This is a genomic window from Plantactinospora siamensis (genome assembly GCF_042434095.1).
Classification (GTDB): Bacteria; Actinomycetota; Actinomycetes; order Mycobacteriales; family Micromonosporaceae; genus KBS50.
Window position 1 is genome coordinate 251,565 of sequence record NZ_JBHLUE010000001.1, and the last position, 20,227, is coordinate 271,791.

The following is a 20,227-nucleotide window of genomic DNA, read 5'->3' on the forward strand; positions in this document are numbered from 1 at the left end:
CTTGGGCCGTCGCGGAACAACCGTGCAGCACGTGCGGCTGCTGGTCAGGCCGAGGCCGACGCCGAGCACGAAGGCCCGGCGGGAGCTCGAGGATTTCTGCAGCTTCCCGCGCAAGCCTAAGTCGCGAGCCAGCGGTGTGGGGCCATTCGCGGTACGCGGCCCCCATCGCGCCCGGACACGACACGCCCGTCACACAGACTGCTGACGCCGAGGGGCTGTCCGGCTAGGACGAGGGCACCGCCGGGCTGGCGAGCCGGACCTCGGCGGCGATCCGCTCGGCGGCGGCCTCGGCGACCTCCTGGGTGGCCGCCTCCACCATCACCCGGACCAGCAGCTCGGTGCCGGACGGGCGGAGCAGCACCCGGCCCGTCTCGCCCAGCGCGGCCTCCACGTCGGCCACCGCGGCCAGCACGGCGGGCGCACCGGCGCCAACCGCGCGGTCGGCCACCGGCACGTTGATCAAAATCTGCGGCAGCTTGGTCATCGCCGACGCCAACTCGGCCAGCGGTTGGCCGGTGGCCACCATCCGGGCCATCAGCTGCAGGCCGGTCAGCACCCCGTCGCCGGTGGTCGCGTACGCGGGCAGCACGATGTGTCCGCTCTGCTCGCCGCCGAGCGCGAGGCCCGAGGCACGCAGCTCGTCGAGGACGTACCGGTCGCCGACCCTGGTCTCGACCAGCCGGATGCCCCGGGCGGACATCGCCAGGCGCAGACCGAGGTTGCTCATCACGGTCGCGACCAGGGTGTCCCCGGTGAGGGTTCCGGCCTCGTGCATGGCGAGCGCGAGGATCGCCATGATCTGGTCACCGTCCACCTCTGCGCCGTCGGCGGTCACCGCCACGCACCGGTCGGCGTCGCCGTCGTGGGCGAGCCCGAGGTGCGCGCCGTGCCGCACGACCGCGGCGCGGAGCCCGTCCAGGTGGTTGGACCCGCAGCCGTCGTTGATGTTGATGCCGTCCGGCTCGGCGTTCAGGGCGACCACCTCCGCCCCGGCCTTCCGGTACGCCGCGGGCGCCACCTCGGAGGCCGCGCCGTTCGCGCAGTCCACCACGACCTTCAGGCCGTTGAGCGACGGACCAATCGAGCCGACGAGGTGCTGGACGTAGTGCTCGGCGCCGTCGATCAGGTCATGCACCCGGCCGACGTCGGCGCCGGTCGGGCGTTCCCAGGTCGGCGTGCTGTTGGCCTCGACCGCCGCCTCGATCTGCAGCTCGACCTCGTCGGGAAGCTTCTGACCGCCCGCCGCGAAAATCTTCACCCCGTTGTCCGGCATGGGGTTGTGCGAGGCGGAGAGCATCACGCCGAAGTCGGCCTTCGCCTCGCTGACCAGGAACGCCACGGCCGGGGTCGGCAGCACGCCCACCCGGAGCACGTTCGCGCCCGCGCTGGCCAGCCCGGCCACCACGGCGGCCTCCAGCATCTCGCCGCTGGCCCGGGTATCCCGGCCGACCAGCGCCAGCGGCGGGTGGGTCTTGTCCTTCTCCGCGAGCGTGTGCGCCGCCGCGACCGCGACCGCCATGGCCAGCTCCGGGGTCAGGTCGGCGTTCGCCCGTCCGCGTACGCCGTCAGTGCCGAACAACCGCGCCATGCGCGCAACCTCCGCCGTGACCGTGGGGGGAAAGCGAAACGGCTGGGCCCACCACCGTTGGGAGGGGGGCCCAGCCGTTTCGTCGTACGGAAATCGAATGTCGCTGTGCGATCAGCGCTTCGAGTACTGCGGCGCCTTGCGCGCCTTCTTGAGGCCGTACTTCTTGCTCTCCTTGACCCGGGCGTCCCGGGTGAGGAAGCCGGCCTTCTTCAGCGACGGCCGGTCGTCCGGCTCGTTCGCGATCAGCGCGCGGGCGATGCCCAGCCGCAGCGCGCCGGCCTGGCCGGTGATGCCGCCGCCGCGGAGGTTGGCGATCACGTCGAAGGCCTCGGCCTTTTCCGTGGTCACGAGCGGCTCGCGGATGAGCTGCTGGTGCACCTTGCTCGGGAAGTACGCCTCGAGGTCCCGGCCGTTGCAGGTGATCTTGCCACTGCCCGGCACGATGCGGACCCGGACGATGGCCTCCTTGCGGCGGCCGACGGTCTGGATCGGGCGGTCACCGCGGGGGCGGGCGACCGGGGCGGCCGTGACGGCGGGCGCCGGGGCCTCGGCCACGGAATCGGAGTCGGAGTCGGCAACTGCGGTCGCGCTGATGTCGGTCATGCTGGTTCCTTCGTCCGCGCTCACTGCGCGATCTGCTTGATCTCGAACGGCACCGGCTGCTGCGCGGCGTGCGGGTGCTCGGCACCGGCGTAGACCTTCAGCTTCTTGATCAGCTGACGGCCGAGCTTGTTGTGCGGGAGCATGCCCTTGACGGCCAGCTCGACCGCCCGCTCGGGCCGCTTGGTCAGCAGCTCCTCGTACCCGACCTGCTTGAGGCCGCCCGGGTAACCGGAGTGCCGGTAGGCGATCTTCTGCTGCCGCTTGTTGCCGGTCAGGGCCACCTTGCCGGCATTCACGATGACGACGAAGTCACCGGTGTCGACGTGCGGCGCGAAAGTCGGCTTGTGCTTGCCGCGCAGCAGCGTGGCGACATGGGTGGCCAGACGGCCCAGCACGACATCGGAAGCGTCGATCACGTGCCACTGACGCTCGATCTCACCCGGCTTCGGGCTGTACGTACGCACAGGTCTACCTTGTCTCGTCGTCGGTCTGGAGGTCGCGCGCCGGAACACACCAGGCACGCCGAGGCGACCAAGCGTACCTGAGGGGCACGCTCTGGGTTTTGCACACCAGCAGGCAACGATACCCGGGGGTGCGCCGCCGGGTCAAAACGGGTCGGGCGGGGCGTCCGTCACAGATTCTGTAGCGTCCGCAATGCCCGGGAAATCCGGTTCATCGTGTCGCTGTCGGCGATGTCCACGCATTCGGTGAACCACTTCTTCATCGGCGAGGAGATCCGGTCCGGCATGATCACGAAATCGCCCATCCGGACCGCGAGCGGCGAATCGCGCAGCAACTCCTCGGCGACCACCTCCGCCACGATCACTATCGGTACGTCCGTGCCGTTGTAGACGTCCGAGCTGATCACCAGGCCGAGCCGCTGCCGCGCGCCGTCGATGCGCCAGATCTCGCCCCTACGCAGCACGCCGGCGCCCGCGGCCGCCCGTCGGGCCGAACAGCGCCGCGTCCACCATCTCGACCTCACGCTCGTCGGCCAGGGCAGCCGACTCCAGGTCGAGCCCGGCCCGGCCGAGCGCGTCGGCGTGCGCCGCGAAGACCTCCCGCAGCGCCTTCTCTCGGGCGGCCAGATCGATCCAGGCCGACAGCGACATGCCCTCCTGGCGGGCGAGGCGCTTGGCATCCTCGATCGTCTCGTCCGAGAACGAGAGCGTCACCTTGGCCGTCATGCCGTCCAGCGTACCCCCGGTATGACCAGCGGTCATCCGAGCGCCCGGGTCGGGCTCAGCTGTGGCTGTTTTCCCGCGGCTTGGGCGACAGCGCGGCGCCCACCCGCTCGACGAGCAGGGCCATCTCGTAGCCGACCTGCCCCACGTCGCAGCTGCGGGCCGCGAGGACCGCCATGGACGAGCCGTCGCTGATCGACATGAGGAAGAGGTAGCCGCTGTCCATCTCGATGACGGTCTGCAACACCCCGCCCGCGCTGAACATCCGGGCCGCGCCCTCGGTCAGGCTGACCACGCCCGAGGTGATGGCCGCGAGCTGGTCGGCCCGGTCCGCGGGAAGATCCCGGGACTGCGCGAGCAGCAGGCCGTCCGCCGAGACCGCCACCACGTGCGCGATGCCCGCCACGCTGTCGGCGAAGTTGCTCAGCAGCCAGCCCATGTCCTGCATCGCCGGTGGCCTGTTCATGTCGCTCGTCTCCTTCGCTGACGGATGCGGTTGCCGCCGGACGGCGTGGGCGAACCGACCGAGGCAGGTCACGCCGGGCGACGGTGGGATCCGGGGTACCGATCCGGCGCCGCGCCGGGTGTGATCCATGTGACGGCGCCTGATCATGCCACAGTGGCCGGTCACCTCGCCAAGGTCGCGACGGGGCGTACCGGCCCGGCTGCGCGCCGCCATCCGCCACGGACAGCACCGGCCGTACGGCACACCAACCGTATCCGCAGCCGGCCCGCGCCGTCGTACCGGCTCGGCAAGCGGGTCTACGGAGGGTGGCGGTCGCCTCCGGCGGGCCGTAACCTGCCGGACGTGATTGGCTTTCGCGCCCCGGCGGCGAGCCGGCCACCGGCGCTGGCCCTGGGCTTCGGTCTGCTGGCCGGGGCGGGCCAGTTGGGCCTCGCGTACGGCTTCGGACTGCTGCGGTTCGCGCGCGCGTTCGACGGCGCCGGCCACCTCGGGTGGTCTACTCAGCTCGCCTGGGTGGCCTGGTTTGCCGCCGTGGCCGCGGTGCTCGGGGCGCTCGGCGCCCGCTGGCTGGTCGCCCGGTCCGGCGGCGTCGGTGGTCCGCTGACGCACGCGGCCACGGCCGTGGCGGCCGGCGTCGGCGCGGCCGGCGTGGCCCCGCTGTGCATGCTTCCGGCCCGGCTGGCCGTCGTGCCGGGCGTCGACGCGACCCGGGCGGCCGGGCTCGCCGCCGTGCTGGGGGCGGCCGTCGGCGCGCTCGCCGCGCTCGCCGCCCTGCTGCTGCGCCGGACCGTGGCCGTGGACATCGCGGCCGTCACTGGCGCGCTCTGGGCCTTGGCGCTGGTGTCCGCGCTGTCGTCGGTCGGGCCGGGCGATCCCTTCCCGGACGTCCGGTTGGGCGCGCTCGATCTGCCGGGGCTGGCCAACGGCACGACCCAACGACTGGCCGTGCTGCTGCTGCCGGTGATCGCCCTGCTGGCCGGCGCCGGCACGGCCCTGTTCGCACGGCGGCGGGGTGAACCGGCCCCACTGGTGGCGACCGCCGGGCTCGCGGGCCCGGCCCTGCCGGCCGCCGCGTACCTGATCGCCGTTGGCGGCGGCCACGCCCAGGCACCCTGGTGGGGGGCGCTCGTCGCGGTCCTGGCCGGTGCGGCCGGGGCGGCGCCGTTCGCCGTACGCTCCTGGCCCGCCCTCCGGCGCCCCCGGAACGCGACGGACGACGCGGCGGCCGCGGCGGAGTCGGACGCCGGCGCGGCGGACGCGATCGAGCCGACCGACATCCTGCGCCCGATCCCCGGTGATCGCGTCCCGGCCGGCCGTCGTCCGGGCTGGCACGTGCCCCGGCACGCCGGGCCGGAGGAGGCGCCGGCGCTGGCCGATTCCGACACCGACAGCGGCGCCCGGGCCTCCACCGGGAGCGCGGCGAGCGGCGGCGACCCCGCGGGCGACGGCGCGGGTCGGACAGCCGCGGACGGTACGGCGGAAACGTCCCGCGCGCCGCAGCTGCCCGCCTGGGGGTCGATGGGCGGTCGTCCGCCCCGCACGGAGGACTTCTGGCCCGATGGCGCCCCGTTCGCCGCCGACGCTCCCCCGTCCCCGCGGGCCGGCAGCTGGGACACCTTCGCCGCCAACCGATCCGTACGCTCCGAAAGGTCCGCCGCGGAAGGCGCCGGTGGATCGCCGGTCGTACCCGCCGAGCCGCCCGCGGCCGGCCGGCCGGCGTCGACGACGCCCGCCGTCCCGGTGTGGCCGGGCGACGCCGGCGGGGCGGCTGCGGGCCGTTCCGAGGTCGCCGACCCGGCAGCCGTCCCTCCCGCGAGGCCGGACGAACCGGCAGCCGTCCCTCCCGCGGGGCCGGAGCGGGCGGATGCCAGCCCGTCCCGGCCAGCAGTCCGCCCGGATGCAACGGCGGCCGTGCGGCAGCCCGGCGCCGGCGAGTCGACGCGGGACGACGAGCCCACGCCCGAAGCCGCGCCGGCCCCGCCCGAGCCGGCCCCGCGCGGCTCCCGCAAGCGGCCGGCCTGGTGGCGACCGGGCCGCGGGCGCAACGCGGCGCCGGCCGGCCAGGCTGCGGACGACGTACGGCCCGAGGCGCCCGCCGGTACCCGATCCCCCGCCGAACCCGCCACCCCGGCGGCTTCGGCTACCCCCGGAGCGACGCCGCCCGGCAACCCACCGGCCGGAGGCGCCGGTGACCAACCGGCCGGTGACCGACCGACCGGTGACCGACCGACCGGTGACCAACCGACCGGTAATCGACCGACCGGTAATCGACCGACCGGTGACCAACCGGCCGGAAGCGGCGGTGACCGACCCGCCCGCGACCAACCGGCCGCCGATCAATCGGCCGTAGTGCCCGGTGACGGACCGGCGCCGGCTCGCCCTGACCGGCTCGCCGGCTCCGCCGCCGTACCGGACGGCGCCGGCCGGCCGGCGGCACCGGGCGGTGGGGGTGGCGGGCCGGAACGGGATGACGGCGTCCCGGCAGGCGAGCGTTCCGAGCCCGGGCCGGCTGGCGCGGCCGGGCGCCCCGATCCGTTGCCAACCCGGGCCGCTACCCCGCCGGTCCCGGCCCCACTCGCCGAGGTGCCGCCGACGGAGATTCCGGCCGGCGAGGCGCCGCCCGCCAAGATCCCACCGGCTGAAGCACCGCCGGCCGAGCTCCCAGTAGCCGGGACGCCACGCGCCAAGATCGCCGCCGCCGGTGCCCGGCCCGCCGGCTCCGGGGGCGCGCCCGCCGCGGTGCCCGAACCTGCGGCTGAGGCCCCGGTCGAAAGCCCGCCGTCCGCCGGGGCCGGGGGCAGGACGGCCCGTGCCGGCAGGACGCGGTCCCAAGCCGGCGGGGCGACCGACCGCGCGGAACCGCCGCGCCGCGAACCAACCGACCGCGAAGGACCGGCCGACCGCGCCGAACCGCCGCGCCGCGGACCTACCGACCGCGAAGGACCGGCCGACCGCGAGCAGCCGACCCACGGTGAACCGAGGGACCGCCAGGGACCGACCGATCGCGAGGAACCCACCGACCGGGAAGGAGCGACCGCCGGCAAGGCGAGCGACCGCAAGCTGACGGACCGCGGGAAGCCGACCGACCGGGCGCCGGTCGAGTCGGCCGCCCAGCCGTCATCGACGGACGGCACCGATGAGCGTCCCGGGGACGACGACCGCGACGGGACGGCCGCGAGGTCCGACCGGCGGCGAGGGCTGTTCCGGCGCAGCCGGTCGGTCTCCCCGGAGGCCGACGGCGACCGTGCCGAGGCGGACGCCGACGGGTCCCAACCGGCGCCCAAGGACGGCGGCCGACCCGCGAAGGACGACGGCCGACCCGCGAAGGACGACAGCCGGCCCGCGAAGGACGACAGCCGGCCCTCGAAGGACGGCGGCCGGGCCGCCGCCACCGGGTCCGCCGAGAGCGAGGATCCTCCGGCCGCCGCCCCGGCACGGCGCGGTTGGGGTCGTGCTCGGAAGGCCCGGGAGGAGGAGTACGTGGACTGGGTGACCGGGCTGGCCCGCGACACGTCCGAGCCGCCGCCGCGGGATCCGGGTCCCCGGCGTTCCCTGCGGTCGTCCGCCCGGCCGGATCCGGAGTAGCCGAGCCGGGCGGGGCGGCCCGCCCGGCCAGCGGCGGGACCGGACACCCAATCGGGGACGTCGAACGGACCGGACAGCCAACGGACCGGACCCTCAACGGACAGCACACCCAACAGACCGGACGGCCTAGCCGCGGCGCGGGCCGATTCGCAACAGGGGGAAGCCGCCGTACCCGCGACGAGCCTCGGCGAAGGCCGCCCGCGCCACCGGTGACAGCTCCCGCGGGGACCAGACCGGCAGCCACTCGGGAACGACCCGCACCGACCGCACCCCGTCGACCGCCGCGGCCGCCGCGGTGACGCCGAGCACCACGTGGTGGGTGAACTGGCAGCCCGGCTCGGTGAACGTGAGGCGCACCGTCGCGACGCCGTCGCTCACGTCTACTCCCCGGACCAGTCCGAGGTCGACGATGGACAGGTCGTGGCCGGCGGCGTACAGGCACGGGTCGACCACGGTGCGCAACGCGACGCGGACCCGCTCCTCCGCGGAGAGCTGGGCCGACGAAGAGTCGGCCCCGAGCGACCCCGGCAGCGGTCCCGCTGCCGGTGGGTCCTCGGCGGTCATGCCGGCACCCCCAGGCGCTCGCTCCAGGACGGTCGGAGCCCGTGGCGCTCCCGCTCCCGCGCGAAACCGTCGCCGGCCAGCTCGGCGCGGCGCTGTTCGACATCGATCCCGTGCAGCCGGGCCAGGTTCCCGCCCAGGATCGCCGCGCGGATCTCGGGGGTGAGCTGAATGCGGCTCTCCGATGGCATGGCGAACCCCGCAAACGCCTCCAGCAGGGGGCGCGGGTGCGGATTGACCGCGGCGGAGGCGTAGATCACCTTCTCCGGCCCGCCGTAGGCCAGCAGCTCCCCCATCAGCTGCGCGAACCCGGGCGGGTCGAGCAGGCAGAACAGGAAGGACACCTCGAGCGTGGCGAACACGTTCGGGTGGTTCAGCAGCAGCATCTTCGTCTCATCCAGGAACATGCTGCCGGCGTGCACGATCTGAAAGTTGATCTCCGGAAACGCCGCGGCCGCGTGCCCGATGTCGTCGATCCGCATCGAGTCGGTGGCGATCGGTCCGATGGGCAGCGCCTTGTGCACCGCCACGTTGCGGACGCCGAGTTCCATCGCCAGTTCGAGCACCGGGTACGCCACCGTGTAGTCGTCCAACCGCCAGTACCGGGTGCGCCCGGCGTAGTACTGCGCCGGATAGAGCTTGATGCCGTCCGCGCCCAGCTCGGTGACCTGGTGACGGAGCGACTCCAGCGCCGGAAGGCCCTGGAAGATGTCGGCGGTGCCGTACCAGAGCACCCGGTCCGGCCAGCGCCGCTTCAGCTCGGCCCCCTTGGCCACCGAGACCAGGCCGTCGTGGTACGCGTCGAACACCGGGATCGAGTGCACGCACACCATGTCCGTGTCGCTCTCCAGGAGCATGGTGCGCAGGAACTCCTCCACCTGCCAGTCCCGTTCCCAGGTGGCGCGGTCCATCCGGCGGTGCGGGTTGACGATGTCGTGAAAGCTCCAGAGCACGTTCGTGTACGCCCGACCGAAGTCACCGCGCTGGTTCTCCGGCGCCAGGTTGTACGGGTGGCACACCCCGTCGATGACGAACGGCTCGGCCATCGGCAATATCCCCCTTAACGGGCAAAAGCCCCCACCAAGGTTAGCGCCGATGACCGAGCGGCGAGCCGAGTCAGAGAAGCTCGCGCAGCGCGGCGAGATCCTCCTCGTCGGGCGCCCAGGTGCCGGCCGAGGCGTTCGCCCGGACCTGCTCCGGCGTGGTGGCGCCGGCGATCACCGAGGTGACGGCCGGTTGCGCGGCCAGCCCGCCGATGGCGACCTGGAGCATCGAGAGGTCGCGCTCGGCCGCGTACTTCTCGATGCCCTCGATGGTGTCCCACGGCGCCGCCGCGAACCGCTCGGCGTACCGGCCGCCACCGGCCAACCGGCTGCCCGCAGGCGGCGTCTCACCGCGGCGGTACTTGCCGGTGAGCAGGCCGTTCGCGAGCGGGAAGAAGGGCAGCAGGCCGAGCCCGAACCGCTCGCAGGCCGGGCTCACCTCGGTCTCGACGGCGCGCTCGACCAGGCTGTAGTGGTTCTGCGCGCTGATGAACGGGGTGTAGCCACCGGACCGGGCCGTCCAGTCGGCGTCCGCGATCTGCCAGCCGGCGAAGTTGGAGTTGCCGAGGTAGCGGACCTTGCCGGCGCGCACCAGGTTGTCCAGCGCGGCCAGGGTCTCGTCGATCGGCGTACCGGGATCGGGCTCGTGCATCTGGTAGAGATCGATGTGGTCGGTGCCGAGCCGACGCAGCGACGCCTCCACCGCGCGGGCGATGTACCGGCGGGCTCCCCGGGCGCCGTGGTCCGGACCGTTCATCCCGGACATGTCCATGCCGAACTTCGTGGCCACCACCACGTCGTCCCGGCGTCCGCGCAGCGCCGCCCCGAGCTGTTCCTCGGAGGCGCCGTGCGGCTCACCGTAGATGTCGGCCGTGTCGAAGAAGTTGATCCCGGCGTCCAGCGCGGCGTCCACCACGGCCCGGGTGCCGTCCGTGTCGAGCTTCCGGCCGAAGTTGTTGCAGCCGATACCGACCACGGACACCACGAGCCCCGAGTCGCCCAGCCGGCGATAGGTCATTTCAGTCACGCGATCAACCCTATGCCCGGGTCCGCGGTGGCCGCCGGGCGACGGCGCGCGCCAAGGTCCGCCGCGCCGCCCGCCGCCCGCCGCCCGCCGCCGCGCCGCCCGCCACCGCGGCGCGCGGGGGGCCAGGTCCGCAACCGCGTGGTTACGGCAGGACCGCGCGGACCAGGCGCCGGGCCCGGGCGATCGTCGCGGCCAGTTCCTCGGGGGTACGACCGGCCGCGCCGAGCAGCCGGTCCACCTCGACCGTGAAGTCGGCTGGCGAGCCGGGCAGCGTGCCCGCGCCGGCGACCATGCCCTTCTCGTTGATCACCCACCTGCCGGCCCGGGCATGCAGCACCTGGGCCAGCACGCCCACCGCCCGGAACAGGCAGCCGGCCACGTACGCCGCGTCGCCGGCCCGGGCGCCCTTGCCGGCGATGTCGAGCAGGAACCCGGCCTCCCACCCGCCGCGCTCCAGCGCGTCGGCCAGGGCCGGCGGGTACGCGGCCGTCTCGGCACGCAGCGCCGCCAACTCACCGGTCGGGTCGGCCAGCACCCGGCACAGCGCCACCTCGCCGGGATAGGCGGACGAGTAGAAGCCGAGGGGGTGCCCGGCCTGCTGGCCCACCTCGTACCGGCCGGCCCGGCAGTCCGCCCACACCCGGCGCACCCGGTCCAGATCCCGGTAGATCAGGTCCACCGCCGCGCCGCCGATCCGCAGCCAGCCGCCGCCGTTCACCCACGGCCCCCAGCCGCCGGGCTCGGTCAGCTCGGCCGGACGGTCCGCCACGGACGCCGCGACGGCCCGCAGCGCCGGCACGTCCAACGCGCCCCGGTAGTAGAGGCCCAGATCCCAGTCCGAGTCCGGCCGGTGCCGACCGCGCGCCCGGCTGCCGCCGAGGGCCACCGCCACCACGCCACCGACCGCGCAGAGCCGCTCCGGCAGGTCCGCCGGAACCGGTCCCGCCGCCATCGGATCCGCCGGCACCGGGGCCGCGCGGCTCATCCGACGTCCCAGACCGGCTCGACCGTCTCCTTCACCTCACCGTCGCCGGCGAACAGCAGGAACCGGTCGAAGGACCGGGTGAACCACCGGTCGTGGGTCACCGCCACCACCGTGCCCTCGAACGCCGCGAGACCGGCCTCCAGCGCCTCGGCCGAGGCCAGGTCCAGGTTGTCGGTGGGCTCGTCGAGCAGCAGCAGGGTGGCCCCGGACAGCTCCAGCAGCAACACCAGGAACCGCGCCTGCTGCCCGCCGCTGAGCGAGCCGAACAGCTGATCGCCCTGGCCGGCCAGTTCGTACCGGCTCAACGCGGCCATGGCCGCGTGCCGGTCCATCCCGGCGCGGTGCTCGTCCCCCCGCCAGAGCACGTCGACCAGCGTCTTCGTCATCAGCTCCGGTCGGTCGTGGGTCTGCGAGAAGTGCCCGGGCCGGACCCGGGCGCCGAGCCGGGCGACGCCGTCGTGCGCCACCGGCATCAGCGCCCCGCCCGCATCCACCGGCTCGTTGGCCGGGTCCGGGTCGCTGCCGCCGCGGGCCAGCAGCCGCAGGAAGTGCGACTTGCCGGTGCCGTTGGCGCCCAGCACCGCGAGCCGGTCGCCATACCAGAGCTCCAGGTCGAACGGGTACGTCAGGCCGTCGAGCTCGAGCTGCTCGCAGACCACCGCGCGCTTGCCGGTACGACCGCCGCGCAGGCGCATCCGGATGTCCTGGTCCTTCGGGGGTACGGGCGGCTGCCCGGCCTCCTCGAACTTGCGCAACCGGGTCTGCGCCGACTGGTAGCGGGAGGCCATGTCGGAGTTGTACGCGGCCTTCTGCTTGTACATGAGCATCAGCTCGCGCAGCTTCTGGTGCTCCTCGTCCCAGCGCCGGCGCTGCTCGTCCAGCCTGGCGTGCCGGGCCACCCGGGCCGCGTGCCAGCCGGCGAAGCTACCCGGGTGGATCCAGGCGGAACCGCCCTCCACGGTCACCACCCGCTCGCTGGACTGGGCCAGCAGCTCCCGGTCGTGCGAGACGTACAGCACCGACTTGGTCGACTCCCGCAGCCGCCGTTCCAGCCAACGCTTCCCCGGTACGTCGAGGAAGTTGTCCGGCTCGTCCAGCAGCAGCACCTCGTCGGCGCCGCGCAGCAGCAGCTCCAGGGCGAAGCGCTTCTGCTGGCCGCCGGAGAGGGTACGCACCGGCCGGTCCCGGCAGTCCTCCCAGGACAGGTCGAGGACGATGGTGGCCACCGTGTCGAACAGCACCTCGGCGTCGTACCCGCCGGCCTCGCCCCAGGCCGCCAGCGCGTCGGCGTACCCGAGCTGGGCCCTGCCGGCCGCGGTGCTGTACTTGCCGCGGCGCTCGGCCTGCTGGAGCGCCCGTTCGGTCCCGGTCAGCCGCTCGCCGGCGGCCCGCAGGGCCGGGTCGGCGAGGCTGAGCGCCAGGTCGTGCAGCGTGGTCTCGTCGCCGATCATGCCGATGAACTGCCGCATCACGCCCAGCCCGCCGGACCGGGCGATGGCGCCGGTCCGCACCGGCAGGTCGGCCGCGATCATGCGCAACAGGGTGGTCTTGCCGGCGCCGTTCGGGCCGACCAGGGCGACCTTGGCGCCCTCGCCCACCCGGAACGAGACGTCGGCGAACAGCTCCCGGCCGTCCGGCAGCACATGCCCGACCCCGGCCACGTCGATGTAACCCACGCCGGAATGGTGCCCGAGAAGGCGGGGCACCGCCCACCCAATTACCGACCGCTACCGGGCGGGGTCATCGACCGCTACCGCGCGACGCGCAGCACCCGGAAGCCCTTCTGGCTGGCCCGGCGCTCGACCGTCCAGCCCTGCTCGACCAACCAGCGGTGCAGCGAATCACCGCCGAGGTTGCGGCCGACCACCAGCCAGGCCACCCCGTCCGGCGCGAGCCGGGGCAGCCAGCGCCGCAGCAGCGCGTGCAGCTCCGCCTTGCCGACGTGGATGGGCGGGTTGGACCAGATCTCGGCGAATTCGATCCCGGCGGGGACGTCGTCGGGGTCCGCCACCCGGACGCGGTCGGCGAGGCCCAGCCGGCGGGCGTTGCCGGCGGCCAGCTCCCGGGCCCGGGCGTTGACGTCCACCGCCCAGACGGTGGCCGCGGTCGCCGCGCCGGCCAGCACGCAGGCGATCGGGCCGTACCCGCAGCCCAGGTCCAGGAACGGACCGGCCGCGCCGGGCCCGGGCAGGTCGGCCTTGCGCAGCAGTACGGCGGTGCCCGGGTCGAGCCGGTCGGCGGAGAAGACCCCGGCCGCGGTGGTCAGCGTGTAGTCCCGCCCCGCGACCCGGAACTCGACCTCCCGCTCCCGGGCCGGTGAGCCCGGCTCGGCGCTGAAGTAGTGGTCGGCGGTCATCGTCTGCTCCCCTCAGGCCTCGGCCGGCAGCCGCAGCCGGCGGGTGGCGTCGGCCCGGCGGGCGTACTCCGTCGGGTCGTCCGGATAGCCGACGGCGACCAGGGTGAGGCCGTGCGGCGGGACCACCGGCACCTCGCCGGCCCGTTCCCGCCGGCGCAGCAGCGAGCCCGGCCAGTCGGTGGGTCGCCGCCCGTCGCCGGCCATCAGCATGGCGCCCACCAGGCTACGCACCATCGACTGACAGAACGCGTCGGCCTGGACGGTGCCGACGAGCAGGCCGTCGGGGTCGCGCCGCCAGTCGAGCCGGGTCAGCTCCCGGACGGTGGTGGCGTGCTCCTTGCGCCGGCAGTACGCCGCGTAGTCGTGCTCACCCAGCAACCCGCGCGCCGCCTCGGTCAGTGCCGCCAGGTAGAGGGGACGCGGCCAGGCCAGCACCTCGTGCCGGCGCAGCGGGTCGGCGCCGAACGCCGCGTCGGTCACCCGGTACTCGTACCGGCGGAAGGTGGCGGAGAACCGGGCGTCGAAGTCGGCCGGCACCGCGGCCACGGCCCGGACCCGGACGTCGGTCGGCAGCACGGCGTTGAGCCGGCGGAGCAGCGTGCCGGCCACCGGCGCCCAGGCGGCGTCGGCGAGGTCGACGTGGCACACCTGGCCGGTGGCGTGCACCCCCGCGTCCGTCCGGCCGGCCACCGTGAGGCCGGTGGCGGCGCCGGGCCCGAGGAGCCGGTCCAGCGCCTCGACGAGTGCGCCCGCCACCGTACGCCGCCCCGGCTGCACGGCCCACCCGGAGAACCCACCCCCGTCGTACGCCACATCCAGCCGCACCCGGATCCGCTCCACGCTCGTTTCTCCCTCACCGCCGGTGTTTTGCGCGGCCGCACCACGTCGATGCCCATCGGGCCGGGACGGGTCGGGCCCGGCACCCGTGAGGGGTGCCGGGCCCGGTTCGTCACGCGCGCCGCCGGGGCGTACGCGAGGTCAGGACTTGCTGGTGTCGGCCTCGTCGGCGTCCTCGCGGGCCGCGGCCGTGTCGCCGGAGACCGACTCGGGCGCCTCGGCGTCCTGGTCCGCGGCGGCGGCCTCGGCGGCCGACGACGGCGGCTGCTCCTCGGGCGCCAGCGCCTCGACCTTGTCCTGCTGCGCGGCCTTGCGGGCCGTCGCCTTCCGGGTCGACTTGGCCGGCGCCGCGACGGCCAACTCCTCGACCAGCTCGATGATCGCCATCGGAGCGGCGTCACCCTTGCGCGGACCGGTCTTTACGATCCGGGTGTAGCCGCCGTTGCGGTTGGCGTACCGCGGCGCGATCTGGTCGAACAGCGCGTAGACCACGTCCTTGTCCCGCACGACGGCCAGCACCCGACGACGCGCGGCGAGGTCGCCCCGCTTGGCCTTCGTGATCAGCTGCTCGGCGAGGGGACGGAGCCGCTTGGCCTTCGTCTCGGTGGTCTGGATCTTGCCGTGCTGGAACAGCGCGGTGGCCAGGTTCGCCAGCATCAGCCGCTCGTGCGCGGGGCTGCCGCCGAGGCGGGGGCCCTTGGTGGGCGTGGGCATTCTTGGTGCTCCTCAGTGGTGGCGGCAGCCGGACTAGAGCTGCTCGGTCTCGCGGTAGTCGTCGGTGTCGTAGTCGGCCTCGCCGAAGGTGTCCACGACCTGCGCCGGGTCGAAGTTCGGAGCCGAGTCCTTCAGCCCCAGACCCATCCCGGCCAGCTTCATCTTGACCTCGTCGATCGACTTCTGACCGAAGTTCCGGATGTCGAGGAGGTCGGCCTCGGTCCGCCCGATGAGCTCACCAACGGTGTTGATGCCCTCGCGCTTGAGGCAGTTGTAGGAGCGGACGGTGAGGTCCAGCTCCTCGATCGGCAGCGCCAGATCGGCGGCCAGCTGAGCGTCCTGCGGCGAAGGGCCGATGTCGATGCCCTCGGCCGTCTCGTCCAGCTCGCGGGCCAGGCCGAACAGCTCGACCAGGGTCGAGCCGGCGGACGCCAGCGCCGTACGCGGGCCGATGGACGCCTTGGTCTCGACGTCGATGACCAGCCGGTCGAAGTCCGTACGCTGCTCGACACGGGTGGCCTCGACGCGGTACGTGACCTTGAGCACCGGCGAGTAGATCGAGTCCACCGGGATCCGGCCGATCTCGGCGCCCGCCTGCTTGTTCTGCGCGGCCGTGACGTACCCGCGACCCCGCTCGACGGTCAGCTCCATGTCGAGCCGGCCCTTGCCGTTCAGGGTGGCGAGCTTGAGGTCCGGGTTGTGCACCGAGACCCCGGCCGGCGGCTGGATGTCACCCGCGGTGACGTCGCCCGGGCCCTGCTTGCGCAGGTACATGCTGACCGGCTCGTCGTGCTCGGAGCTGACGCACAGCTCCTTGATGTTCATGACGAGCTCGACCACGTCCTCCTTGACGCCCGGGATCGTGGTGAACTCGTGCAGCACACCGTCGATCTTGATCGAGGTGACCGCCGCGCCCGGGATCGAGGAGAGCAGGGTACGCCGGAGCGAGTTCCCCAGGGTGTAGCCGAATCCCGGCTCGAGCGGCTCGATGGCGAACCGGGAGCGGGTCTCGCTGATGGACTCCTCGGACAACGAGGGCCGCTGACTGATGAGCATGACTTCTCTTTTCGTTCGGGGCACCCGCTATTTGATGCCCAAACTGGCGTGCGAGCCGCCGGCGAGCCGGCGGCGTTGACGTGGGGCGGCGGTGACCGCCGCCCCACGCCCCGAGCGCTACTTCGAGTAGAGCTCGACGATCAGCTGCTCCTGGACCTGGGTGTCGATGACCTGGCGGGCCGGGAGCGAGTGGACCAGAACCTTGAGCTGGCTGGGGATCATTTCCAGCCAGGCCGGCACGGGCCGGGAACCGGCCTCGGCCTGCGCCACGACGAACGGCGTCATCTCCTTGGACTTGCCACGGACCTCGACGATGTCGTGCTCCTTGACGCGGTACGAGGGGATGTCGACCTTCTGGCCGTTCACGGTCAGGTGACCGTGCTTGACCAGCTGCCGGGCGTGGTCCCGGGACTTCGCCAACCCGGCCCGGTAGACCACGTTGTCGAGCCGCGACTCGAGGATCTGCAGGAGGACCTCACCGGTCTTGGCCTGCTTGGCCACGGCCTCCTCGTAGTAACCCCGGAACTGCTTCTCCAGCACGCCGTACACGCGGCGGGCCTTCTGCTTCTCGCGAAGCTGGAGCAGGTATTCGGTTTCCTTGGTGCGGCCGCGGCCGTGCTGCCCGGGCGGGAACGGCCGGGACTCGAACGGGCACTTCGGGCCATCGCACTTGCTGCCCTTGAGGAACAGCTTCATCTTCTCCCGACGGCAACGACGGCAATCGGGGCCAGTGTAACGAGCCATCTCTTCCTAACCTCTCAGACCCGACGACGCTTCGGCGGACGGCACCCGTTGTGCGGCTGCGGGGTGACGTCGGAGATCTGCCCGACCTCCAGCCCGACGGCCTGCAGCGAACGGATGGCGGTCTCCCGGCCGGAGCCGGGGCCCTTGACGAACACGTCGACCTTGCGCATGCCGTGCTCCATGGCCCGACGCGCGGCGGCCTCGGCGGCCAGCTGCGCGGCGAACGGAGTCGACTTGCGGGAGCCCTTGAAGCCAACCTGGCCGGCGGAGGCCCAGGAGATGACCGCACCGGTCGGGTCCGTGATGGACACGATGGTGTTGTTGAAGGTGCTCTTGATGTGCGCCTGCCCGTGGGCGACGTTCTTGCGTTCCTTGCGCCGAACCTTCTTTACGGCGGCTCCGGCGCGAGCCTTCGGTGGCATGAGTGTGTGCGCTCCTATGAAAAATCGCGGCTGTCCGGCATGAGACCGGGATTACTTCTTGCCGGCCTTCTTCTTGCCGGCGACCGTCCGCTTCGGGCCCTTGCGGGTGCGCGCGTTGGTGCGCGTGCGCTGGCCTCGGACGGGCAGTCCACGGCGGTGCCGGATGCCCGCATAGCAGCCGATCTCCACCTTCCGGCGGATGTCCGCGGCGACCTCGCGGCGCAGGTCACCCTCGACCTTGTAGTTGCCCTCGATGTGATTCCGCAGCTGCAGCAGTTCTTCGTCGGTGAGGTCGCGGGCCCGCTTGTCCAGCGAGATGCCGGTGGCGGTCAGCATCTCGACCGCGCGGGTGCGGCCGATCCCGAAGATGTACGTGAGCGCGATCTCCATCCGCTTGTCGCGGGGGAGGTCCACGCCGGCTAGACGTGCCATGTGTGGGCGTACTCCTCTGTGTCGCGGAGGTCTGGACCCGACCCACCCCGTTCCGGCCATCCCTGGTGGGCGCTGGTCAGCGCCACGACCTGGAACGGCCGTTGCCCGAACGGGCCCCGGCCTCCGACCGGGGGTCGGCCACGACAACGAGTACGAACGGCGCCTCGGTGCCCGTGGCTGGGACGAGCTTGTGTTGTGATGCGGTCTGCTGCGGCTGGGACTGGTGTCAGCCCTGGCGCTGCTTGTGGCGCGGGTCGGTGCAGATGACCATGACCCGGCCATGCCGGCGGATCACCCGGCACTTGTTGCAGATCCGCTTGACGCTCGGCTTGACCTTCACGGTGTGCCTTACTTTCCATCGCGCCGACGACGCGGTGCGCCGCCGGTTCTCAAGGACGGACACGGGACGTCCCGGCCGTCATCAGGATCGGTTTACTTGTAGCGGTAGACGATGCGCCCGCGGGTCAGGTCGTATGGCGACAACTCGACGACGACCCGGTCCTCGGGCAGGATGCGGATGTAGTGCTGCCGCATCTTGCCGCTGATGTGAGCCAGCACCTTGTGGCCGTTGGCCAGCTCCACCCGGAACATCGCGTTCGGGAGGGGCTCGATGACCCGACCTTCGATCTCGATGGCTCCGTCTTTTTTCGGCATGTCCTCCGCTGTCCTGACGTCGGTGTCTCGGGATGGCTCACAACGCCATTTCCCGGGCCGAGGAGCCCGGGCCAGCCGCGGCTCCGGCATCCATCGAAGCGCTGGATGGGCATGCCGGAGTGGACGCTGCGCGCCGAATAGCCAGTGTACGCCGCCGCAGGGTCGACTCCAAACCGAGGCCCCCGGTCGGCTGCGTCACGCCCGTCTGGCCCGCGGCCCGGGCCGCCGGGCGGGTCACGCATCGGCGGCGGGGCGGGCCGGCGAGCCGACGGGCCGGGCCGGCAGGCTCGGCGGGGCGGGCCGCCGGGCTCGGCGCGGCGGCCCGGGGCGGGCTAGCGGCCCCGGGCGCGCCGGCGGGCGTCCCGGGCGGCGTACCGGGCCTCCCGGGTGGCGTACCGGGCGGCGTTGCGGGCCTGCCAGGCATCCCGGTGAGCCTGATGGCCCCAGTGCCGCTGCGGCGCGCCGCCGAGCAGGCCGGTGATCGTCGAGATCAGCAGCACGACCCCCCAGGGGCCGGCCACCCAGACGGGCCAGTAGTAGTGCAGATGGCCGGACGCGATGCAGGACACCAGCCAGATGGCCGAGGTGATCCCCACCACACTGAAGTAGCTGCTCCAGGTGGCCAGCAGCCACCCGCGGGTGGCGGCCTGCCGGGTGCCGGCATCGCCCTCCGGGGCGGCCGGGGCCGGCGGCTCGGGCGGCTGGGGGCGCGCCACCTGGGACCGCTGCGGCGGCACCGTCCCGGGCAGGTCGGTGAGCAGGCCGTCCAGGTCCCCGTAGGTGCGCGCCGCGTACGTCCGCTGCAGGCGCTCGTCGTACTCACGCAGGTCGAGCCGGCCCTCGTTGAGGGCGCCCCGCAGCTGCTCGGCGACGGCCTCGCGGTCGGCGTCCGAGGCCCGCATGTCGGAACGCGAATTCATACCGTCGAGCATGCCACCAGGGCGCCACCGGGCGCGAGTGGCCGGGCCGCGCCGGCGGCGGCCGGTGCGGGCCCGCGGGGAGTCGTTCCCGCCGACAGAGCGTGGGCAACGCCGGGGGGCGTGGCAGCACCCGGAGGGCGTGGCCACGGCGGCGGGCGGGTGGCCGCACCGGGGGGTCGGAAGTGAATCGGTCAGGAGGGCGAGGAGACCGGCTGGCGGGCCGTGACCAGGTCGCCCAGCCGGCCGCGGCCGCCGTCCACGGCCGTGAGCACCCAGACGCCGTCGGAGAGCAGCGCGATCGAGTGCTCGACGTGCGCGGCCACCGAGCCGTCCCGGGTGACCACCGTCCAGCCGTCGGACAGCTCCGCCGTGCGCGGCGAGCCCATCGTGATCATCGGCTCGATGGCGAGGGCCATCCCGGGTACGAGCCGCGGTCCTCGCCCCGGCCGGCCGTGGTTGAGCACGTGCGGATCCTGGTGCATCTCGGTGCCGATGCCGTGCCCGCCGTACCCGTCGACGATGCCGTACCGGCCGCCGGCGCGGACCGCGGTCTCCACCGCGTGCGAGATGTCGGTGAGCCGGCCGGTGCCGGCGGCCGTCCCGCGCGCCGCGGCGGTGATGCCCGCCCACATCGCGTCCTGCGCCACCTCGGCCATCCGGAGCAGCTTGGGGTCCACCTCCCCCACCCCGACCGTGATGGCGGCGTCGCCGTGCCAACCGTCCAGCACCGCGCCGCAGTCGATCGAGATGAGGTCACCCTCGGCCAGTTGCTGCCGGGGCGACGGGATGGCGTGCACCACCTGCTCGTTGACCGAGGAGCAGATCGACGCCGGATAGCCGTGGTAGCCCAGGAACGACGGCACGCCGCCGGCCTCCCGGATCACCGACTCGGCGATCGCGTCCAGATCCGCCGTGCTGACGCCGGGGCGGACGGCGTCCCGCATCGCGGCCAGCGCCGCGGCCACCACCAGGCCGGCCGCGCGCATCTTGCCGATCTGCTCCGGGGTCTTCAGCTGGATGTCCAGCTGCTGACGGCGCATGTGCTTCTCT

At 73.5% G+C, this 20,227-nt stretch carries 23 protein-coding genes; 1 reads left to right on the top strand and 22 read right to left on the bottom strand.

All coding sequences use genetic code 11. The features are described 5' to 3' along the window. Nucleotides 1-223: 223 nt before the first annotated feature. From glmM to ACFFHU_RS01090, 6 genes are all read right to left on the bottom strand, one after another. On the bottom strand, nt 224-1,588 hold the full coding sequence (glmM, locus tag ACFFHU_RS01065; RefSeq protein WP_377334694.1) for a phosphoglucosamine mutase: 1,365 nt from the start codon (nt 1,586-1,588) through the stop codon (nt 224-226). A 111-nt stretch (nt 1,589-1,699) separates the two neighbouring features. Next, a complete protein-coding gene (gene rpsI / locus ACFFHU_RS01070; RefSeq protein ID WP_377334696.1) occupies nt 1,700-2,191 on the bottom strand; it encodes a 30S ribosomal protein S9 in 492 nt (163 codons plus the stop codon). Between the two features lie 20 nt (nt 2,192-2,211). Next, the gene (gene rplM, locus ACFFHU_RS01075; RefSeq protein ID WP_377334698.1) at nt 2,212-2,655 is read right to left on the bottom strand and encodes a 50S ribosomal protein L13; all 444 of its coding nucleotides are present in this window, start codon (nt 2,653-2,655) and stop codon (nt 2,212-2,214) included. Nucleotides 2,656-2,822: 167 nt separating this feature from the next. After that, entirely contained in the window at nt 2,823-3,116 is a 294-nt protein-coding gene (locus ACFFHU_RS01080) for a type II toxin-antitoxin system PemK/MazF family toxin (RefSeq protein WP_377334700.1), read from the bottom strand. Continuing rightward, a complete protein-coding gene (locus tag ACFFHU_RS01085) occupies nt 3,106-3,378 on the bottom strand; it encodes a DUF6364 family protein (protein WP_377334702.1) in 273 nt (90 codons plus the stop codon). The genes ACFFHU_RS01080 and ACFFHU_RS01085 overlap by 11 nt, the downstream gene beginning before the upstream one ends. A 55-nt stretch (nt 3,379-3,433) precedes the next feature. After that, the gene (locus ACFFHU_RS01090; protein ID WP_377334704.1) at nt 3,434-3,841 is read right to left on the bottom strand and encodes a roadblock/LC7 domain-containing protein; all 408 of its coding nucleotides are present in this window, start codon (nt 3,839-3,841) and stop codon (nt 3,434-3,436) included. A gap of 342 nt (nt 3,842-4,183) precedes the next feature. Between ACFFHU_RS01090 and ACFFHU_RS01095 the strand changes: the two genes are divergently transcribed. Further along, nucleotides 4,184-7,426 (top strand): hypothetical protein, encoded by a 3,243-nt coding sequence (locus ACFFHU_RS01095; protein ID WP_377334706.1) that lies wholly within the window; start codon nt 4,184-4,186, stop codon nt 7,424-7,426. A gap of 126 nt (nt 7,427-7,552) precedes the next feature. Here the strand turns inward: ACFFHU_RS01095 and ACFFHU_RS01100 are convergent, their stop codons facing one another. The 16 genes from ACFFHU_RS01100 to map all read right to left on the bottom strand — a co-directional run bounded on the left by ACFFHU_RS01100 (nt 7,553) and on the right by map (nt 20,217). Further along, nucleotides 7,553-7,990: a metal-sulfur cluster assembly factor gene (locus tag ACFFHU_RS01100; RefSeq protein WP_377334708.1), complete on the bottom strand. Its 438-nt coding sequence runs from the start codon at nt 7,988-7,990 to the stop codon at nt 7,553-7,555. Then, entirely contained in the window at nt 7,987-9,033 is a 1,047-nt protein-coding gene (locus tag ACFFHU_RS01105) for an amidohydrolase family protein (protein WP_377334710.1), read from the bottom strand. The genes ACFFHU_RS01100 and ACFFHU_RS01105 overlap by 4 nt, the downstream gene beginning before the upstream one ends. 70 nt (nt 9,034-9,103) lie before the next feature. Then, entirely contained in the window at nt 9,104-10,048 is a 945-nt protein-coding gene (locus ACFFHU_RS01110; RefSeq protein ID WP_377334875.1) for an aldo/keto reductase, read from the bottom strand. 151 nt (nt 10,049-10,199) lie between these two features. Then, complete coding sequence (locus tag ACFFHU_RS01115; RefSeq protein ID WP_377334712.1) at nt 10,200-11,042, bottom strand: nucleotidyltransferase domain-containing protein; 843 nt, start codon at nt 11,040-11,042, stop codon at nt 10,200-10,202. Continuing rightward, nucleotides 11,039-12,718 carry an ATP-binding cassette domain-containing protein gene (locus ACFFHU_RS01120; RefSeq protein ID WP_377334714.1) on the bottom strand — a complete coding sequence of 560 codons (1,680 nt, stop codon included), beginning with the start codon at nt 12,716-12,718 and terminating at the stop codon, nt 11,039-11,041. Before ACFFHU_RS01120 ends, ACFFHU_RS01115 begins: the two co-directional genes overlap by 4 nt. Nucleotides 12,719-12,792: 74 nt before the next feature. Beyond that, nucleotides 12,793-13,398, bottom strand: a complete 606-nt coding sequence (locus tag ACFFHU_RS01125; protein ID WP_377334716.1) for a class I SAM-dependent methyltransferase — start codon at nt 13,396-13,398, stop codon at nt 12,793-12,795. Nucleotides 13,399-13,410: 12 nt separating this feature from the next. After that, a complete protein-coding gene (gene truA, locus ACFFHU_RS01130; protein WP_377334718.1) occupies nt 13,411-14,238 on the bottom strand; it encodes a tRNA pseudouridine(38-40) synthase TruA in 828 nt (275 codons plus the stop codon). A gap of 138 nt (nt 14,239-14,376) precedes the next feature. Next, a complete protein-coding gene (gene rplQ / locus ACFFHU_RS01135; RefSeq protein WP_377334720.1) occupies nt 14,377-14,949 on the bottom strand; it encodes a 50S ribosomal protein L17 in 573 nt (190 codons plus the stop codon). A 33-nt stretch (nt 14,950-14,982) separates the two neighbouring features. Beyond that, complete coding sequence (locus tag ACFFHU_RS01140) at nt 14,983-16,005, bottom strand: DNA-directed RNA polymerase subunit alpha (RefSeq protein ID WP_377334722.1); 1,023 nt, start codon at nt 16,003-16,005, stop codon at nt 14,983-14,985. 117 nt (nt 16,006-16,122) lie between these two features. Beyond that, nucleotides 16,123-16,749 carry a 30S ribosomal protein S4 gene (gene rpsD, locus ACFFHU_RS01145; RefSeq protein WP_377334724.1) on the bottom strand — a complete coding sequence of 209 codons (627 nt, stop codon included), beginning with the start codon at nt 16,747-16,749 and terminating at the stop codon, nt 16,123-16,125. A 14-nt stretch (nt 16,750-16,763) separates the two neighbouring features. Further along, complete coding sequence (gene rpsK / locus ACFFHU_RS01150; protein WP_007073011.1) at nt 16,764-17,171, bottom strand: 30S ribosomal protein S11; 408 nt, start codon at nt 17,169-17,171, stop codon at nt 16,764-16,766. Nucleotides 17,172-17,222: 51 nt separating this feature from the next. Then, nucleotides 17,223-17,603, bottom strand: a complete 381-nt coding sequence (rpsM, locus tag ACFFHU_RS01155; protein ID WP_377334726.1) for a 30S ribosomal protein S13 — start codon at nt 17,601-17,603, stop codon at nt 17,223-17,225. 226 nt (nt 17,604-17,829) lie between these two features. Then, nucleotides 17,830-17,943, bottom strand: a complete 114-nt coding sequence (gene rpmJ / locus ACFFHU_RS01160; protein WP_012184307.1) for a 50S ribosomal protein L36 — start codon at nt 17,941-17,943, stop codon at nt 17,830-17,832. 92 nt (nt 17,944-18,035) lie between these two features. Beyond that, entirely contained in the window at nt 18,036-18,257 is a 222-nt protein-coding gene (gene infA, locus ACFFHU_RS01165; protein ID WP_007073013.1) for a translation initiation factor IF-1, read from the bottom strand. Nucleotides 18,258-18,589: 332 nt separating this feature from the next. Beyond that, nucleotides 18,590-19,177 carry a DUF1707 SHOCT-like domain-containing protein gene (locus tag ACFFHU_RS01170; RefSeq protein ID WP_377334728.1) on the bottom strand — a complete coding sequence of 196 codons (588 nt, stop codon included), beginning with the start codon at nt 19,175-19,177 and terminating at the stop codon, nt 18,590-18,592. Between the two features lie 191 nt (nt 19,178-19,368). Beyond that, nucleotides 19,369-20,217: a type I methionyl aminopeptidase gene (gene map / locus ACFFHU_RS01175; protein ID WP_377334730.1), complete on the bottom strand. Its 849-nt coding sequence runs from the start codon at nt 20,215-20,217 to the stop codon at nt 19,369-19,371. Nucleotides 20,218-20,227: the final 10 nt, after the last annotated feature.

Bases quoted from the DNA above. Each gene is read 5' to 3' on its own strand.
- glmM (WP_377334694.1), bottom strand. From the start codon at position 1,588: ATGGCGCGGTTGTTCGGCACTGACGGCGTACGCGGACGGGCGAACGCC.
- rpsI (WP_377334696.1), bottom strand. From the start codon at position 2,191: ATGACCGACATCAGCGCGACCGCAGTTGCCGACTCCGACTCCGATTCC.
- ACFFHU_RS01085 (WP_377334702.1), bottom strand. From the start codon at position 3,378: ATGACGGCCAAGGTGACGCTCTCGTTCTCGGACGAGACGATCGAGGAT.
- ACFFHU_RS01090 (WP_377334704.1), bottom strand. From the start codon at position 3,841: ATGAACAGGCCACCGGCGATGCAGGACATGGGCTGGCTGCTGAGCAAC.
- ACFFHU_RS01100 (WP_377334708.1), bottom strand. From the start codon at position 7,990: ATGACCGCCGAGGACCCACCGGCAGCGGGACCGCTGCCGGGGTCGCTC.
- ACFFHU_RS01105 (WP_377334710.1), bottom strand. From the start codon at position 9,033: ATGGCCGAGCCGTTCGTCATCGACGGGGTGTGCCACCCGTACAACCTG.
- ACFFHU_RS01110 (WP_377334875.1), bottom strand. From the start codon at position 10,048: ATGACCTATCGCCGGCTGGGCGACTCGGGGCTCGTGGTGTCCGTGGTC.
- ACFFHU_RS01115 (WP_377334712.1), bottom strand. From the start codon at position 11,042: ATGAGCCGCGCGGCCCCGGTGCCGGCGGATCCGATGGCGGCGGGACCG.
- ACFFHU_RS01125 (WP_377334716.1), bottom strand. From the start codon at position 13,398: ATGACCGCCGACCACTACTTCAGCGCCGAGCCGGGCTCACCGGCCCGG.
- rplQ (WP_377334720.1), bottom strand. From the start codon at position 14,949: ATGCCCACGCCCACCAAGGGCCCCCGCCTCGGCGGCAGCCCCGCGCAC.
- ACFFHU_RS01140 (WP_377334722.1), bottom strand. From the start codon at position 16,005: ATGCTCATCAGTCAGCGGCCCTCGTTGTCCGAGGAGTCCATCAGCGAG.
- rpsD (WP_377334724.1), bottom strand. From the start codon at position 16,749: ATGGCTCGTTACACTGGCCCCGATTGCCGTCGTTGCCGTCGGGAGAAG.
- rpsK (WP_007073011.1), bottom strand. From the start codon at position 17,171: ATGCCACCGAAGGCTCGCGCCGGAGCCGCCGTAAAGAAGGTTCGGCGC.
- rpsM (WP_377334726.1), bottom strand. From the start codon at position 17,603: ATGGCACGTCTAGCCGGCGTGGACCTCCCCCGCGACAAGCGGATGGAG.
- infA (WP_007073013.1), bottom strand. From the start codon at position 18,257: ATGCCGAAAAAAGACGGAGCCATCGAGATCGAAGGTCGGGTCATCGAG.
- ACFFHU_RS01170 (WP_377334728.1), bottom strand. From the start codon at position 19,177: ATGAATTCGCGTTCCGACATGCGGGCCTCGGACGCCGACCGCGAGGCC.
- map (WP_377334730.1), bottom strand. From the start codon at position 20,217: ATGCGCCGTCAGCAGCTGGACATCCAGCTGAAGACCCCGGAGCAGATC.